13 protein-coding genes are annotated in these 15,788 nt (G+C 57.0%); 5 read left to right on the top strand and 8 right to left on the bottom strand.

What is annotated here, in order from left to right:
• The first annotated feature begins 722 nt into the window (after window positions 1-722).
• From nrdA to yfaE, 3 genes are all read left to right on the top strand, one after another.
• Window positions 723-3,008: a class 1a ribonucleoside-diphosphate reductase subunit alpha gene (gene nrdA / locus ACQE32_RS01980; protein WP_426971913.1), complete on the top strand. Its 2,286-nt coding sequence runs from the start codon at window positions 723-725 to the stop codon at window positions 3,006-3,008.
• Window positions 3,009-3,168: 160 nt separating this feature from the next.
• Window positions 3,169-4,299: a class Ia ribonucleoside-diphosphate reductase subunit beta gene (gene nrdB / locus ACQE32_RS01975; protein ID WP_085071046.1), complete on the top strand. Its 1,131-nt coding sequence runs from the start codon at window positions 3,169-3,171 to the stop codon at window positions 4,297-4,299.
• Between the two features lie 2 nt (window positions 4,300-4,301).
• The gene (gene yfaE / locus ACQE32_RS01970) at window positions 4,302-4,562 is read left to right on the top strand and encodes a class I ribonucleotide reductase maintenance protein YfaE (protein WP_426971912.1); all 261 of its coding nucleotides are present in this window, start codon (window positions 4,302-4,304) and stop codon (window positions 4,560-4,562) included.
• Window positions 4,563-4,610: 48 nt separating this feature from the next.
• On the opposite strand, the gene ACQE32_RS01965 is transcribed toward yfaE, so the two are convergent.
• A complete protein-coding gene (locus ACQE32_RS01965; RefSeq protein ID WP_426980752.1) occupies window positions 4,611-5,807 on the bottom strand; it encodes a nicotinamide mononucleotide deamidase-related protein YfaY in 1,197 nt (398 codons plus the stop codon).
• Between the two features lie 226 nt (window positions 5,808-6,033).
• On the opposite strand from ACQE32_RS01965, the gene ACQE32_RS01960 reads away from it, so the two are divergent.
• The gene (locus ACQE32_RS01960; protein WP_426971908.1) at window positions 6,034-7,476 is read left to right on the top strand and encodes a catalase; all 1,443 of its coding nucleotides are present in this window, start codon (window positions 6,034-6,036) and stop codon (window positions 7,474-7,476) included.
• 116 nt (window positions 7,477-7,592) lie between these two features.
• Window positions 7,593-8,192: a LysE family translocator gene (locus tag ACQE32_RS01955; protein ID WP_427021252.1), complete on the top strand. Its 600-nt coding sequence runs from the start codon at window positions 7,593-7,595 to the stop codon at window positions 8,190-8,192.
• A gap of 19 nt (window positions 8,193-8,211) precedes the next feature.
• Here the strand turns inward: ACQE32_RS01955 and ACQE32_RS01950 are convergent, their stop codons facing one another.
• From ACQE32_RS01950 to ACQE32_RS01920, 7 genes are all read right to left on the bottom strand, one after another.
• The gene (locus ACQE32_RS01950) at window positions 8,212-8,607 is read right to left on the bottom strand and encodes a VOC family protein (protein ID WP_427021251.1); all 396 of its coding nucleotides are present in this window, start codon (window positions 8,605-8,607) and stop codon (window positions 8,212-8,214) included.
• A gap of 91 nt (window positions 8,608-8,698) precedes the next feature.
• Window positions 8,699-10,102: an o-succinylbenzoate--CoA ligase gene (menE, locus tag ACQE32_RS01945; protein WP_427021250.1), complete on the bottom strand. Its 1,404-nt coding sequence runs from the start codon at window positions 10,100-10,102 to the stop codon at window positions 8,699-8,701.
• Window positions 10,084-11,046 (bottom strand): o-succinylbenzoate synthase, encoded by a 963-nt coding sequence (gene menC / locus ACQE32_RS01940; protein WP_427021249.1) that lies wholly within the window; start codon window positions 11,044-11,046, stop codon window positions 10,084-10,086. Before menC ends, menE begins: the two co-directional genes overlap by 19 nt.
• Window positions 11,046-11,903 carry a 1,4-dihydroxy-2-naphthoyl-CoA synthase gene (menB, locus tag ACQE32_RS01935; RefSeq protein ID WP_085071038.1) on the bottom strand — a complete coding sequence of 286 codons (858 nt, stop codon included), beginning with the start codon at window positions 11,901-11,903 and terminating at the stop codon, window positions 11,046-11,048. Before menB ends, menC begins: the two co-directional genes overlap by 1 nt.
• 15 nt (window positions 11,904-11,918) lie before the next feature.
• Window positions 11,919-12,689: a 2-succinyl-6-hydroxy-2,4-cyclohexadiene-1-carboxylate synthase gene (gene menH / locus ACQE32_RS01930; protein ID WP_426980747.1), complete on the bottom strand. Its 771-nt coding sequence runs from the start codon at window positions 12,687-12,689 to the stop codon at window positions 11,919-11,921.
• Window positions 12,686-14,350 (bottom strand): 2-succinyl-5-enolpyruvyl-6-hydroxy-3-cyclohexene-1-carboxylic-acid synthase, encoded by a 1,665-nt coding sequence (gene menD / locus ACQE32_RS01925; protein ID WP_427021248.1) that lies wholly within the window; start codon window positions 14,348-14,350, stop codon window positions 12,686-12,688. Before menD ends, menH begins: the two co-directional genes overlap by 4 nt.
• A 67-nt stretch (window positions 14,351-14,417) precedes the next feature.
• Window positions 14,418-15,755, bottom strand: coding sequence for an isochorismate synthase (locus tag ACQE32_RS01920; RefSeq protein WP_427021247.1), 1,338 nt, complete (start codon window positions 15,753-15,755; stop codon window positions 14,418-14,420).
• Between the last annotated feature and the right edge of the window lie 33 nt (window positions 15,756-15,788).

Raw genomic sequence — 15,788 nt, 5'->3', positions numbered from 1 at the left:
ACCGCTGTTTCATTTTAAATGAAGTGCTTTTTTATATATTTATAACGAGCGGAATAATGTGATTAACGCCGCATTAAAATCACGTTAATGAGCTATTCATAAGCGCCGTAACGCTTATGGCAGGAGGGGCAGAAAGGAGGCTAAGGAATTTTTTTATTTTTAATCAGCCTTTTACGAAAAGAACACGACAGGAAAAAGTGGGCGGCAAAGCTGATAAACATGAGTATTGTTAAGAAAATATTTTTGATTTAGCGAGATATGTCACACGCTGAAAAAACGCCCAGCTTTTCACTTGAAATTTTTATTTGGTTTCTCTCTTTTCAGGCAACCGTAAAACGCCAGAGATAAAGCAGACCAGGCCTGCTCTGCATTTGACTGTTTTTGCTACAGCGCGTAGACGTTTTTTGCAGAAAAAAAAAGGAATTTTTGCCTGCTGAACAAGAACCAGGCGCTCGATCAAATTCTAACGTTTTTTTTTCAAAGGATTGACATCCGCTGCGCGCCTTATGAAACGTGGACTTAGGAAATTACTTACCCACCGATCACGATTTTTACGCGAAAATCAAGGCTTGTTAAGATGCGATTAATTACTAGAATACTCACCATCTTGTTGTTCATTTACTCCTCACCCCCTATATATAGTGTTTATCCACAGAGTTACTCACAAAGAGCAAGCTGTGTATAAACGGGGGATATTTTTTCACGGACAGGTATAACGCGACATGAATCAGAGTCTGCTCGTCACTAAACGCGATGGCCGCAAAGAGCGCATCAATCTGGACAAAATCCACCGGGTTCTCGACTGGGCTGCGGAAGGCCTGCAAAATGTTTCCGTTTCTCAGGTTGAGCTGCGTTCCCACATCCAGTTCTACGACGGCATTAAAACCTCCGATATTCACGAGACTGTTATCAAAGCCGCCGCCGATCTGATCTCGCGTGACGCGCCAGATTATCAGTATATGGCCGCACGCCTGGCGATTTTCCACCTGCGTAAAAAAGCCTACGGTCAGTTTGAGCCGCCAGCGCTCTACGACCAGGTGGTGCGCATGGTCGATATGGGCAAATACGATCGTCATCTGCTGGAAGACTACAGCCGCGAAGAGTTTGAGCAGATGGACGGCTTTATCGACCATTGGCGCGATATGAACTTCTCCTACGCGGCAGTCAAACAGCTGGAAGGCAAATATCTGGTGCAGAACCGCGTCAGCGGCGATATCTATGAGAGCGCCCAGTTCCTCTATATTCTGGTAGCGGCCTGCCTGTTCTCTAACTATCCGCGTGAAACCCGTCTGGATTACATCAAGCGTTTCTATGACGCGGTATCCACCTTTAAGATTTCATTGCCGACGCCGATCATGTCTGGCGTTCGCACCCCGACTCGTCAGTTCAGCTCCTGCGTGCTGATCGAGTGCGGCGATAGCCTGGATTCCATTAACGCCACCTCCAGCGCCATTGTGAAATATGTTTCCCAGCGTGCCGGTATCGGTATTAATGCGGGTCGTATTCGCGCGTTGGGCAGTCCGATTCGCGGCGGCGAGGCGTTCCATACCGGTTGTATCCCGTTCTATAAGCATTTCCAGACTGCGGTGAAATCCTGTTCGCAGGGCGGCGTGCGCGGCGGTGCGGCTACGCTGTTCTACCCGATGTGGCATCTGGAAGTAGAAAGCCTGCTGGTGCTGAAAAACAACCGTGGCGTGGAAGGCAACCGCGTTCGTCACATGGACTACGGCGTACAGATCAACAAGCTGATGTATCAGCGCCTGCTGAAAGGTCAGGATATTACGCTGTTCAGCCCTTCTGACGTACCGGGCCTGTATGATGCGTTCTTTGCCGATCAGGATGAGTTTGAGCGCCTGTACACTAAATATGAGCAGGACGACAGCATCCGCAAGCAACGCGTGAAAGCGGTCGATCTCTTCTCGCTGATGATGCAGGAACGCGCCTCAACCGGCCGTATCTATATTCAGAACGTCGATCACTGCAACACCCACAGTCCGTTCGATCCGTCGATTGCCCCGGTACGCCAGTCCAACCTGTGCCTGGAAATCGCGCTGCCGACCAAGCCGTTGCTGGATGTCAATGACGAGAATGGCGAAATTGCGCTCTGTACGCTTTCGGCCTTCAACCTGGGCGCCATTAACAGCCTGGAGGATCTGGAAGAGCTGGCGACGCTGGCGGTGCGCGCGCTGGACGCCCTGCTTGACTATCAGGATTACCCGATTCCGGCCGCGAAGCGTGGCGCAATGGGTCGTCGTACGTTGGGTATCGGCGTGATTAACTTCGCCTACTATCTGGCGAAGCATGGCGTGCGCTATTCCGACGGCAGCGCTAACAACCTGACGCATCAGACCTTTGAAGCCATTCAGTATTACCTGCTGAAAGCCTCTAACGAGCTGGCAAAAGAACAGGGCGCCTGCCCGTGGTTCAATGAAACCACCTATGCGCAGGGTGTTCTGCCGATCGATACCTATAAGAAAGATCTGGATGCCATCTGCAACGAGCCGCTGCATCTTGACTGGGATACGCTGCGTGAGTCGATCAAAACGCACGGCCTGCGTAACTCCACGCTGTCTGCACTGATGCCGTCTGAAACCTCTTCGCAGATTTCAAACGCCACCAACGGTATCGAGCCGCCGCGCGGTCATATCAGCATTAAAGCTTCTAAAGACGGCATTCTGCGTCAGGTGGTGCCAGAGTACGAGCGTCTGAAAGATAGCTATGAACTGCTGTGGGAAATGCCAAACAATGATGGCTATCTGCAGCTGGTCGGCGTCATGCAGAAATTTATCGATCAGGCGATTTCTGCCAATACCAACTACGATCCGTCACGCTTTGCCAACAGTAAAGTGCCGATGAAGCAGCTGTTAAAAGATCTGCTGACCGCCTATAAGTTCGGTGTCAAAACGCTTTACTATCAGAACACCCGTGACGGTGCGGAAGATGCGCAGGACGACATCGCCCCATCCATTCAGGATGACGGCTGTGAAAGCGGCGCCTGTAAAATTTAATCGGGTCTGGCCGGCACCTCTCCGGCCATGACGCTTCTTTTGGCCACGTTGGCGACGTGGCCGCAACATGGCAGGCCGTGCGATGCACGGTCAAAACGGCTGTCAGCGCCTCGCCCTGTGCGGCAAGGCCAGCCTGTCCCGTTAGCATGTGGAATCAACTATGGCTTACACCACTTTTTCTCAGAATAAAAACGATCAGCTGCTGGAGCCGATGTTTTTCGGCCAGTCGGTCAACGTTGCGCGCTACGATCAGCAAAAATATGACATTTTTGAAAAGCTGATTGAAAAGCAGCTCTCCTTCTTCTGGCGTCCGGAAGAGGTTGACGTATCACGCGACCGCATCGATTTCCAGGCGCTGCCGGATCATGAAAAACATATCTTCATCAGCAACCTGAAATATCAGACGCTGCTGGATTCCATCCAGGGCCGTAGCCCGAACGTGGCGCTGCTGCCGCTGATTTCGATCCCGGAACTGGAAACCTGGGTAGAAACCTGGGCCTTCTCAGAAACCATTCACTCACGCTCCTACACGCATATTATTCGTAATATCGTTAACGATCCGGCGCTGGTGTTTGATGACATCGTTACCAACGAACAGATCCTGAAGCGCGCCAGCGATATTTCCGGCTACTATGACGATCTGATCGAGATGACCAGCTACTGGCATCTGCTGGGCGAAGGCACCCATCAGGTCAACGGCAAAACCGTAACCGTTAACCTGCGCGCGCTGAAAAAACAGCTTTATCTCTGCCTGATGAGCGTTAACGCGCTGGAAGCGATCCGCTTTTATGTCAGCTTTGCCTGCTCTTTTGCCTTTGCCGAGCGCGAGCTGATGGAAGGCAATGCGAAAATTATCCGCCTGATCGCCCGCGATGAAGCGCTGCACCTGACCGGCACCCAGCATATGCTGAACCTGATGCGCAGCGGCGAAGACGATCCGGAAATGGCTGAGATTGCGCAGGAGTGCCGCCAGGAGTGCTACGATCTGTTTAAGCTGGCCGCCGTGCAGGAAAAAGAGTGGGCGGAATATCTGTTCCGTGACGGCTCGATGATCGGCCTGAATAAAGATATCCTCTGCCAGTATATTGAGTACATCACCAATATTCGTATGCAGGCGGTGGGTCTGGATCTGCCGTTCCAGACGCGTTCAAACCCGATTCCGTGGATTAACGCCTGGCTGGTCTCTGATAACGTGCAGGTTGCGCCGCAGGAGGTAGAAGTCAGCTCCTACCTGGTTGGTCAGATCGACTCCGAAGTAGGCGAAAACGACTTCGACGACTTCCAGCTGTAATCATGGCCGGGAAGCGAATCACGCTGTGCATCTCCGGTGCGCAGCTTGAATATACCGACGAGCACCCTTCTCTGCTGGCGGCGCTGGAAGCGCATAATATCTGCGTGGAATATCAGTGTCGTGAAGGCTACTGCGGCTCCTGCCGCACCCGCCTGATTAAAGGGGAAGTGAGTTACGCCGGTCAGCCGCTGGCCTTTATTCAGCAGGGCGAAATTCTGCCCTGCTGTTGTAAAGCCAACGGTGATATCGAGATAGAGCTGTAGCGTTACTGCCTTCAAGCCCAACCATCGGTTGGGCTTTTGCGTTTCCCATTACGCTTTTAGCGTTTCCACCACATCAACCCAGCCATGCCCGGTAGAGACATCCATGCCGTGCAGCCAGCGACGCAGCATATTCATCGCCATCATCGCCACCAGCTCCTGACGCGTTTTGACCGTGTGACGCTGGTTATTAAACTTCACCTGCTGACCATACGTGCCATCCGGCGTGTGCAGCGCAAAACCGAGCTGCTCATCCTGCAACGATCCTACCAGCAGCGCCAGCGACGCCTGCTGCGCCTTTGCCCGCGCCTGCGCCCGCTGCGCCAGCTGTGAAAGCGTCTCTTCTCCGTCAGGCAGCACTTCACCAGCCCGGCACGCCACGCCGCCGGAAAGGAGCTGCCACTGCAGCAGGCCCGCGCTGAACCGTTCGCTGACGGTGAGTGTCAGCTGCCGCGCGTTTAGCTGCTGCGCCAGCAGCGCCGGTAGCCCCTGCGTGCCTTCAAACAAGGTGCATTCCGCCAGTTGCAGACGCACCTGCTGCCAAACCTGCTCCATTGCTACCCGCTGCGCGGCCGGGCCGGTGAGTTTGATTTCGATAATCGGCGCAGAGGAGCGATAGCCCATGACCACGCCTTTCGGCAGCGGCAGCGGCTCCAGCTCCGCCGCCAGATCGCTCTCGCCGCGCCCAAAGGTAGTCAGACGTAAACAGAGCGGCGGCTCCGGCAGTGCAAAGCGCGCTTTCAGGCGCGGCAGAATTTGCTGTTCCACCATCACTTTAAATTCTGACGGCACGCCGGGCGTAAAGAAGATCCAGCAATCATTGAGCGTGACGGCAAAGCCGCAGGCGGTGCCTACCGGGTTATCAATCAGTTCGCTGCCAGCAGGGATCTCCGCCTGCTTGCGATTGCTGGCTGCCATTGGCCGTCCACGGCTGGCAAAAAAAGCCTCGATTTTTTCCAGCCAGGCAGGCTGCAGTTCCAGCTGTACGCCACAGGCGTTTGCTGCCGCCTGCGCGCTTAAATCATCGCTGGTCGGGCCGAGGCCGCCATTAACAATCAGCACATCCGCAATGCGGCTGCGCTCGGTCAGTGCTTCCACCAGCGCGGAGAGGCTGTCGCCGACGGTGGCGCGGCTGGTCATTGGCAAGCCCTGCTGAAACAGGGTATCAGCCAGCCACGCGGCATTGGTATCGATAATCTGGCCGTGCAGCACTTCATCGCCCGTTGAGAGCATTTCCACTCTAATCACGTCACGTCCCTCGTTTGGTTAAGGCTTTTACTGTAGGAAGGCACGTCAGTGAATACAACGAAAATATCGGAGATGAGAGCGTTTCAGAGATAGCAGTGATAGCTTTTGCCTGATTGTCAGCACAGCGGCTTAGCAGCAAAATAGCGGAAACAATAGGTTTATCCAATTAATAACGGGTTTTACCTCGGTTAAACCTTTGACAATCACACCGATAGAGAATTGCCATATGAATAAAAAAGGTCTTACTACCGCTTCAGGCGCGCCGGTTGCCCATAACAATAACTCTATGTCTGCCGGACGTCGTGGCCCGCTGCTGTTGCAGGATGTCTGGCTGCTGGAAAAGCTGGCGCATTTCGATCGTGAAGTGATCCCGGAACGTCGCATGCATGCCAAAGGCTCAGGCGCTTACGGCACCTTTACCGTAACGCAGGATATTACCCGTTTTAGCCGAGCAAAACTCTTCTCAGAAGTGGGTAAAAAAACCGATCTTTTCATCCGTTTCTCTACGGTTGCCGGTGAACGCGGCGGCGCTGATGCCGAGCGTGACATTCGCGGCTTTTCCATGAAATTTTATACCGAGGAAGGCAACTGGGATCTGGTTGGCAACAATACGCCGGTTTTCTATCTGCGCGATCCGCTGAAATTCCCGGATCTTAACCATGTGGTTAAACGCGATCCACGAACTAACCTGCGCAACCCCACCTACAAATGGGACTTTTTCTCGCATCTGCCGGAAGCGCTGCATCAGTTGACTATCGACTTTAGCGATCGTGGTCTGCCGCGTTCTTACCGCCACATTCATGGTTTTGGCAGTCACACCTACAGCTTTATCAATGACCAGCAGGAACGTTTCTGGGTGAAATTCCATATGCGTTGCCAGCAGGGCGTGGAAAACCTGATGGATGAGGAAGCCGCGCAGCTGATCGCCCGCGATCGTGAAAGCTCGCAGCGCGATCTGTTTGAATCGATCGAACGCGGTGATTTTCCGCGCTGGAAATTTTACGTACAGGTTATGCCAGAGCAAGAGGCGTCACAGACACCGTACAACCCGTTTGATTTAACCAAGGTCTGGCCGCACGCCGACTACCCGCTGATTGAAGTGGGCGAGTTCGAGCTGAACCGTAACCCGGACAACTATTTCGCCGAGGTTGAGCAGGTTGCAATGAGCCCGGCTAACGTGGTGCCCGGCATCGGCTTCTCGCCGGACCGCATGCTGCAGGGCCGTCTGTTCTCCTATGGCGATGCGCATCGCTATCGTCTGGGCGTGAACCACCACCAGATCCCGGTGAACGCGCCGAAATGCCCGTTCCATAGCTATCACCGCGACGGCGCAATGCGCGTGGACGGCAACAGCGGCAATGGGGCGACCTATGAACCCAACAGCTTTGGTGTGTTCCAGGAGCAGCCAGACTTCAGCGAGCCGCCACTGTCGCTGGAAGGCGCAGCCGATCACTGGAACCACCGTGAAGATGATGACTACTTTAGCCAGCCGCGTGCGCTGTTTAATCTGCTGAGCGAAGAAGAGCATCAGCGTATGTTTAAGCGTATCGCCGGTGAACTGGTGCAGATACCAGAGTTTATTCAGCAGCGTCAGATTGCGCTGTTCCGTGAGGTAGACGAAGCCTATGGTGCCGGGGTGGAAAATGCGCTGCGGGCGCTGCAGGGGTAAGCCTGCATTTTCCTGGTACTGAATCAACCGTTTACAGCCCAACCGCAAGGTTGGGCTTTTTTATTGCCTGTTAGCGGCTGGTCAGCGGTAAGAGCGTCACCTAATATTCAGGGTTAATGAACATCAATCTAATCGGCTTTCTGCCAGCCCTGTTACCCGTGGCGCTTTCGCCTGGCGCAAGCTTTACGCTGGCTATTAACAGTGCGCTGGCAGGTGGCCGTCGCGGACTGTGCTCTACTCTGCTCGGAACGACACTGGGTATTTATACGCACGCCGTTTTAATCGGATTGGGTATCACGGCGATGGTCGCTTCGCCTGCATTTTTCAACATGCTGAAAATTGCCGGCACCGCTTATCTTCTCTGGTTGGGCATTCAGCTGATCCGTAGCGGCCTTTCAGCGCATACGTTTTCTTTCGATCATGCAGCAAATCCCGTGACGTTAAAAAAAGCCTGGCTGGCCAACGTGCTGAATCCCAAGGCCATCCTGTTTTATCTGACGGTGGTCTCCCAGTTTGCCGGCAGACAGGGGAATATCAGCGATTATCTGGTGCTGGCTTCGCTACACGTTGTGGTAATGGTCGCCTGGCTGCTGCTAGTCAGCAGAGCGCTAATTTTTTCTGTCCGTAAAATCGATCCGTTAATGCTGAAAAAATCTGTGAATATCACTGGCGGGCTGCTGCTTATCGCCCTCTCTCTAAAAGCGCTGCTATCCTGATTTTGTTATCAATAACAATTCAGGAAGCCGCCCATCGGCTGTTTTGCAAAACCACACGGTAGCCATCCTTGTCCTGAAAAGTGATACCTTTATTCTCCCAGTACGGGTTAAAAGCACAGGTTCGGGTAAAACCCGCCTGCTCCATTTGATTACAGGCTGCCGTCCACGCTTCCCTTTCCGGAATATACAAAACCAGAAGATCCTCTGCCGAGGGCGCAGGCATAACAGGATGGTCATGGCACAGAGTAAATTCCAGGTGCCAGGGCAAGTCATAACGACCAAGCATACATCCGCTAAAGCCTTCATGGTTGGTAAATTCGCCGATTTCCTGTAGCCCCAACCCACGGCAATACATGTCGCTGCTCTGCCTGAGATCTGTTACCGGTCGCGCGATACGTAAGTGATGAAATAACATCTGTTTTCGCCTGCAATGAAAGGTCAAAACACCATAACACTACTCCCGGCCGTTTTCACAGAGAGCCATATCATCAGCTTCCACTCTCCTGCTACCGGGCCTGCAGCCACTGCGCCAGCTGCTGACGTGATAATTTAATACCGCCCTGTGCAAGGTCTTCCGGTAGCTGCAGCCAGCGGAAGGGGCGTTGAAAGCTGGCCAGCTGCGTGCGTGCCCAGGCGGCGATGTTTTCCATCTTTTCATCCGCTGCCAGCGTCAGCAGCGCAACCGGCCTTGCCCCCCACTCTTCATCCGGCTGCGGCAGAATAACCGCCTGCATCACGGCGGGATGCTGCATCAGCAGGCTTTCTATCGCTTCCGGCTGTACCGCCTCGCCGCCGCTGAAAAACAGATTGTCTTTTCTGCCCAACACCTGCAGTTCGTCCTGATGCCAGCGCCCCAAATCGCCAGTGGCAAACCAGCCCTGCTCATTTGTCAGCGGCCACAGTTGTCCATCGCACCAGTAGCCGCTGGCTAAGGTTGCGCCACGGATCCAGATTTCGTCATCAACAATCGCTATCTCACGCCCGTTTAACGCCCTGCCGACGCCAGCCCGGTTGTCCGCCCGCTTGCCACATACCGTGGCGGCGCTTTCCGTCAGGCCATAACCACACCAGCAGCCGATGCCTGTGGCTTGTGCGCGCGTGACTAAATCAGCAGGGATCGCAGCGCCGCCGAGCAGTACCGCCCTTAACCCCGCAGGCCGCTCAGGCTCCCGGAGAAGACGCCATAGCTGGGTTGGCACCAGCGATGCAAAACTGCATCCGCTAAGCGCCTGCGACAAAGGCGATACGGGTAGCACCAGGCAGGCGCCCGCCAGCAGCCAGCGCCAGACGATCCCCTGCCCGGAGACATGATACAGCGGCAGCGACAGCAGCCAGCTTTCGGCAGCGTTGAAATTCATTAGCTGATTCACCCCCGCCGCGCTGAGCAGCAGCGCCTGAAACGTGTGCGCCGCCGCCTTCGGCAGGCCAGTGGAACCAGAGGTGAGCGTCAGCGTGGCGATAGCATCGGGCCGCCATAAAACCTGCATTGTTGTCGCCAGCGGCGGCGTCTGGTTTAACCAATGCGCCGTCGGAAAAGTAAGAGGCTGTGTTGCAACCGGCATAACGTCAGACAACGGCTCGGCCAGATCCAGCATGAAGTCAGGAAGCAACATGCGCAGCAACGGCAGCAGCGTCACTGACGGCAGCTGCGGATTAAGCGGTAATACCCGCGCGCCAGCCTGCAATAATGCCAGCCAGGCCAGCAATAGCGACAGGCTGTTATTACCACGTAGCGCCACCAGCGATCCGCACGTCACGCCCTGCTGCTGAAAACCGCTACAGAGCCGCTCCAGCCGCTCTGCCAGCGCCTGCCAGCTTAGCTGCTCTTTGCCTGCCTGCAGCGCGATTGCCGCAGGCAGGGTTTGCGCCCGCACGCGCCATGGAAAATCATTTAATAAATGCGCGTCCACGTTTCCCGATCCTGTAAGGGCAGCATGCAGCCAGGCCAGCATCGCACCAGCTGCTGACGCATCAACGTTAAGGTATCCAGCCCCGGCAGCGACTGTGGCGTTAGCCAGTGCGCCAGCCGCGCCAGCTGCGTCAGTCCCAGGCTGGACTCCAGCGCCGAGCTGATAATCACCTGTAACCCCAGCCGCTGCGCCTCGTGGATTTGCTGCTGAATACGCGCCAGCGAGCCGGTTAACGTGGGCTTGATCACCAGCGCAGCCAGCCCCGGCGCAGCCTGTAACTGAAAGCCCGGTTCACGCAGGCTCTCATCCCAGGCGATCGCTATTCCCCATTCGGCGGCAAACGCCAGGCTTTCGGCAGGTGTACGGCAGGGTTCTTCAATAAAGGCGATACGCGCACGCTGTGACGGCGTCAGGCAGCGGGCAAACTGCCGCGCTTTTTCCAGCGTCCAGCTGCGGTTGGCGTCCAGGCGCAGCTGCAGAGCGGGCAACGCTTCCAGCAGCAGGCTGACCTGCAGGCCGTCGCGTACCGCTTCATACAGTCCGACTTTCATTTTGGCACAGGGCGTTTCCTGCTCCTCAAGCTGTAACAGCAGCGCATCGGGATCGCCGTGACACAGCTGCGCGCTGCGCCAGATACCCGCTAACGGCAGCTCCTCCGCCAGCTCTGCGCGGGCACAGCTCAGGCCAAAAGCCACCGAAGGCAGCAGGCTTTCATCAACCGGCCGTGCGGCAAGCCACTGTGTCAGCCAGGCTACGCAGGCCTGCTGCGCCTGCTCCAGCGTTTCGCGGCTGAATCCCGGCAGCGGCGCGATTTCGCCCCAGCCCTGCCGATCCTGCTGTTGCAGCATCACCAGCAGCCCTTGCCGCTGCGTCAAACGACGATCGCGCAATACCACGCCGCTTTCCATGGGAATGGCATAACGCCACAGCTTCGCCTGACGCATCAGGGGTTACGCCTGAACTGACTGAAATCGGGCTGACGCTTCTGGTTAAAAGCGTTGCGCCCTTCCTGTCCCTCTTCGGTCATATAAAACAGCATGGTGGCATTGCCAGCCAGTTCCTGCAGCCCTGCCTGACCATCGCAGTCGGCGTTCAGCGCCGCTTTCAGACAGCGCAGCGCCATCGGGCTGTTATGCAACATTTCGCGGCACCAGCGCACCGTTTCCGGCTCTAACTGCGTCAGCGGCACCACATGATTCACCAGCCCCATCGCCAGCGCCTGCTGTGCATCGTACATGCGGCACAGGAACCAGATCTCACGCGCTTTTTTCTGCCCAACAATGCGCGCCATGTAGGATGCGCCCCAGCCGCCATCAAAGGAGCCGACTTTCGGCCCGGTTTGTCCGAAGCGCGCATTGTCCGCTGCGATGGTGAGATCGCAGAGCATATGCAGCACGTGCCCGCCGCCAACCGCATAACCCGCCACCATTGCTACCACCGGCTTCGGGCAGTTGCGGATCTGGCGTTGAAAGTCGAGCACGTTAAGATGATGCACGCCGCCGTCATCCTGATAGCCGCCGTAATCACCACGCACTTTCTGATCGCCGCCGGCGCAGAAAGCCTGTTCACCTTCGCCGGTAAGAATAATGACGCCGATCCCTTCGTCATAACGCGCATCCTGCAGCGCCAGCATCATCTCCTGTACCGTCAGCGGTCGAAAGGCATTGCGCACCTGTGGCCGGTTAATGGTAATTTTGGCTATGCCCTCCGGCGATTTGTGATAGCGGATATCGCTGAATTCACCGCTGCAGTCATGCCATTCAACCGGCGCGGTAAGCTGTTGTTCATCGGGATAAAGCATAAAGTTCTCCAGAATTCAGACAGGTTGACGCAGCAGTTGCGTCAACCGATCGCTAAAGGCGGCAGGACTGGCACGATGGGCATTGTGTCCGGCAGCCGGGATGGTGTGCAGCGGCAGACGCGCCTGCATGGCGAGCTGAATAAATTTATTGTCCCATTCACCGCACAGATAGCTGAAAGGCACGCTCAGCTGCTGAAGTTCCGGCAGCAAATCAGGCTGCTTGCTTAATGAAGTGGCGTGCAGCATTGCCGCCAGCGAAGGGCCGTCGCCCGTGCTACGGTGCCTGACCAGCGCGTTGCGCTGTTGCTCGGTCAGCTCGTTAAAGAGCGGCTGCCGATACCAGACCTGTAGCGCGTCAGGCAGCGGCAGCTGGCGGAAACGGCTTATCCACAAGGTATCGCGCGCAGCGCGCGCCCCACGCTGTTGTTCATCGGTCAGCCCCGGATGCCCCGCCTCCACCACCAGCCCGCATAGCCCAGGCAGCGCTGCGCGGCAGGCGTAATACATCGCCACGCGTCCGCCGAGGGAATAGCCGATGAGCCAGTAATGTTGAATCTGGTAATGACGCAGCGTAGCGCCGATGCGCTCGCTGAGTTCATCAAAGCCGCTGACGCGCTGCCCGCAGGAGCCGCCGTGTCCGGGCAGATCGATGCTCAGCATCGGCCAGTCGATAAACGCCTGCTGTACCGGCAGCCAGTCATGCAGGGTGCCCAGGAAACCATGCAGCCAAACCAGAGTTGGCTTGCTGCTGCGCCGATGTCCCTGCCAGCGGGCGTGCAGGATCATAGCGCTGCTCCCATCGCCACCAGGCGGGCAAAGGTCTCCGCACCGCTATCGGGCGCTACGCTGAACTCCACCAGCGTGCCGCCCTGCTGCATAAAACCCTGTTTAACGGCCTGTTGTAGCGGCGCCCAGGCGGCAACATGCTGATAATCAAGGCCGAACATCTGCGCTGCCGGAGCAAAGCTGACCGACTGCGGCAAAGTGAAAAAACGCTCGCGCTCGCTGACCGGCGTCGGCAACAGAGAGAAAATGCGGCCGCCGTTGTTGTTAACCACCACCAGCACCAGCGGCGCGGCAAGCTGACGCAGCAGCGCCAGACTGTTCAAATCATACAGGGCGGAGATATCGCCCAGCAGTGCCAGCACCGGACGCGCCTGAGCGCGCTGGATGCCGCTTAAGGTTGCTATCAGGCCATCGATCCCGCTGGCGCCGCGATTGCAGTAAACCGGGTAGCCAACCGGCAACTGCGCTAACGCATCTGTCAGTCGTACCAGCAGGCTGTTACCAAGAAACAGCGCGCCATCCGGCGGCAGTAATTCCGCCAGCCGGTGCGCCAGCAGTGTCTCTGGCTCATTTTCCACGACCGCACTGGCCTGGCGCTGAATGGATGCGGCCAGCGTGGCCAGCTCAGGTACCCAGGGCGTAGCGGCTACTGCCGGATGCGCATTAATCCAGCTGCCGATCTCACTGACGATACGTCGCCCCGGCTGGCTGGCAGGATCGCGCCGCCCCGGCAGCGCATCGATAAGCCACCACTGCTGCGGGCGCGCCTGCTGCTGCCACTGCAAGAGCCGTTTGCTAATCAGACTGGTGCCAAACTGCACTACCAGCTCCGCCTGATTTAATTGCTGCTGCGCCTGCGGGCTGCTCAGCCACAAATCCGCACAGGGCAGCGGCTGGCCGGTTTGCGATTGAATATCTGCCAGCAGCGGCCAGCCCAGCGTGGCCGCCCACCGTGCCACCGCCGCGCCCTGTTCCGGGTGCATTTTGCCTGCGATAACCACGCCGCGTTTTTGCCGCCAGGCTGGCCAGTCGCTCTGCTGCGCATGGTTTTCCGGCGCGCTGTGGGTCACCCACGGGATCGATTGCTGCATCCATGCATCCAGCGACGCCAGCCATTCGCGCCAGGCGTTATCCTCTGTGCCATAGAGCGGCTCAGCAAAGGGACAGTTAACGTGCAGCGCGCCCGTACTGGCTGCGGCAATCGCTTCATCCAGCGCCGCCGCCAGCCAGCGGGCGTCAATTTCAGGCGTTGGCCGCGGTAAATCGCAGCGGTGGGCAAAATGAGAAAATATGCCTGGCTGGGTAATCGCCTGATTAGCGCCGCAGTTAATCAATTCCGGTGGTCGATCGGCGCTCAGTACAATCAGCCGCTCACCGGTTAACTGCGCCTCAATAACGGCGGGCAGCAGATTCGCTACGGCAGTGCCCGAGGTCACTATCAGCGCCACGGGGGTACGCGAGCCTTTCGCCAGGCCAAGTGCTAAAAAGCCCAACCCGCGTTCATCAAAATGGGTATGGCAGGTCAATGCAGATTTGGCTGCCGCCAGCGTGAGCGGCGCAGAACGTGAGCCTGGCGCGATACAGATATGACGCACCTGATGACGCGCCAATACCTCAATAATCACCTGCGCCCAACGGCGGTTAAAGCTACTGTCAGACATACTCTCCCCTTAGTATCATGACGTCGTCCGACGATGCAGCGAGCTTTCCTTCGCCATGCGGATGAATTCAGGCGGAATGCGCCACTGGCGGCTTCCCGGTCAGGCGGGGTTGTAGTGGTGCCGCGCGGGTGGGCAGCAGTGCTGCCAGCGCCGCCATTTTGTTTTCTGTTTCCTGCCATTCCTGTTGCGCATCGGAACCGGCGACGATCCCCGCGCCGCCATACAGTCGCACTCGCGGCCCCTGGACCAGCGCACAGCGCAGCGTGACGCAGAATTCGCTTTTTTGTCGGGAGATAAAACCAGTGGAACCGGCGTACCAGTCACGATTCAGCGCTTCATGGCGCTGTAGAAAGGCGTATGCCGCCGTGCGCGGCAGGCCAGCTACCGCCGCCGTGGGTTGCAGGCGCTGTAAAATGCGCGCGTCGCTGCGGCTGCGTAATTTGCCGTGGATGCGTCGTCGTAAATGCTGAAGATTGCGCAGGCGTACCAGCTCTACCGGCATGACCTCCAGTTCGCTGACTATTTCCTGTAGCCGGGAACAGATATCTTCCATGACCATTGCGTTTTCATGCTGATTTTTGGCGTCCTGCAGCAGCCACTGCGCCTGCTGCAGGGCAAGTATGGGATCGATATCGCGCGCCACCGTGCCCGCCAGCGCCTCAGTCAGCAGCGTATTTTGCTGCCGCAGCCAGAGCCGCTCCGGCGAGGCGCAGACCAGCGCGCTGTCGTCTGCAAAGCGCAGCATAAACTGATAACAGTGCGGATTGGCGCGCCGGCTGGCCGCCAGCAATGCCTCCGGCGGCAACGGACGATCCCATAGCAGGTCCATCGTGCGTGCCAGCACCACTTTTTCCAGCTCTCCGGCGGCAATTGTCGCTAACGCCGAGTTTACTCGCTGGCTCCACTCCGCCTGTTCCGGCTCACACTGGCTCTGTTGCAGCTGCCCACGTATTAATGGCAACGGCTGCGGCACGCGCAACCCATGCAGGAAGCGTACGGCAACCTGCGCATCCTCCTGCAGGTTATGATCGCTTTGAACAAACAGCGTCAGCCGTTCACCACGGCTGTCCTGCTGCCACATTAGCCGCGGTAGAAAGAAAAAGCTGTCAGTGGCGGCAAAACGGTTGCTGCCCCAGATCCGCCAGTTCCCGGGCAAAGCGCGACACGCCTGTTCAGCCTGATACAGCGTCTGGTAACAGCGGATGGCTCCGCAAAGCGCAACCTGCTCATGGCCGTTGCGGTGCTGCCACCAGAGCTGGGGCCGGTACGGCTGGGCACAAAGCCAGGACAGGGAATCCTCGCCGGACGCAAGGGAAACGGTTAACGCGCGACAGCCCGCTCCTCTGCTGTTGATTTTTGCCAGCTCAGTGAGCAACGCGCTATACGCGGCAGGAAGCGAATACACGAACACCTCCATAATCATAAAGAGGTAGCTAGT

Origin of the sequence: Pantoea sp. FN0302, from assembly GCF_050113775.1 — a bacterium.
Taxonomy (GTDB): domain Bacteria; phylum Pseudomonadota; class Gammaproteobacteria; order Enterobacterales; family Enterobacteriaceae; genus Mixta; species Mixta alhagi.
The sequence above is the reverse complement of the archived record's forward strand: the minus strand, read 5'-3'. Positions and strand labels throughout refer to the sequence as shown.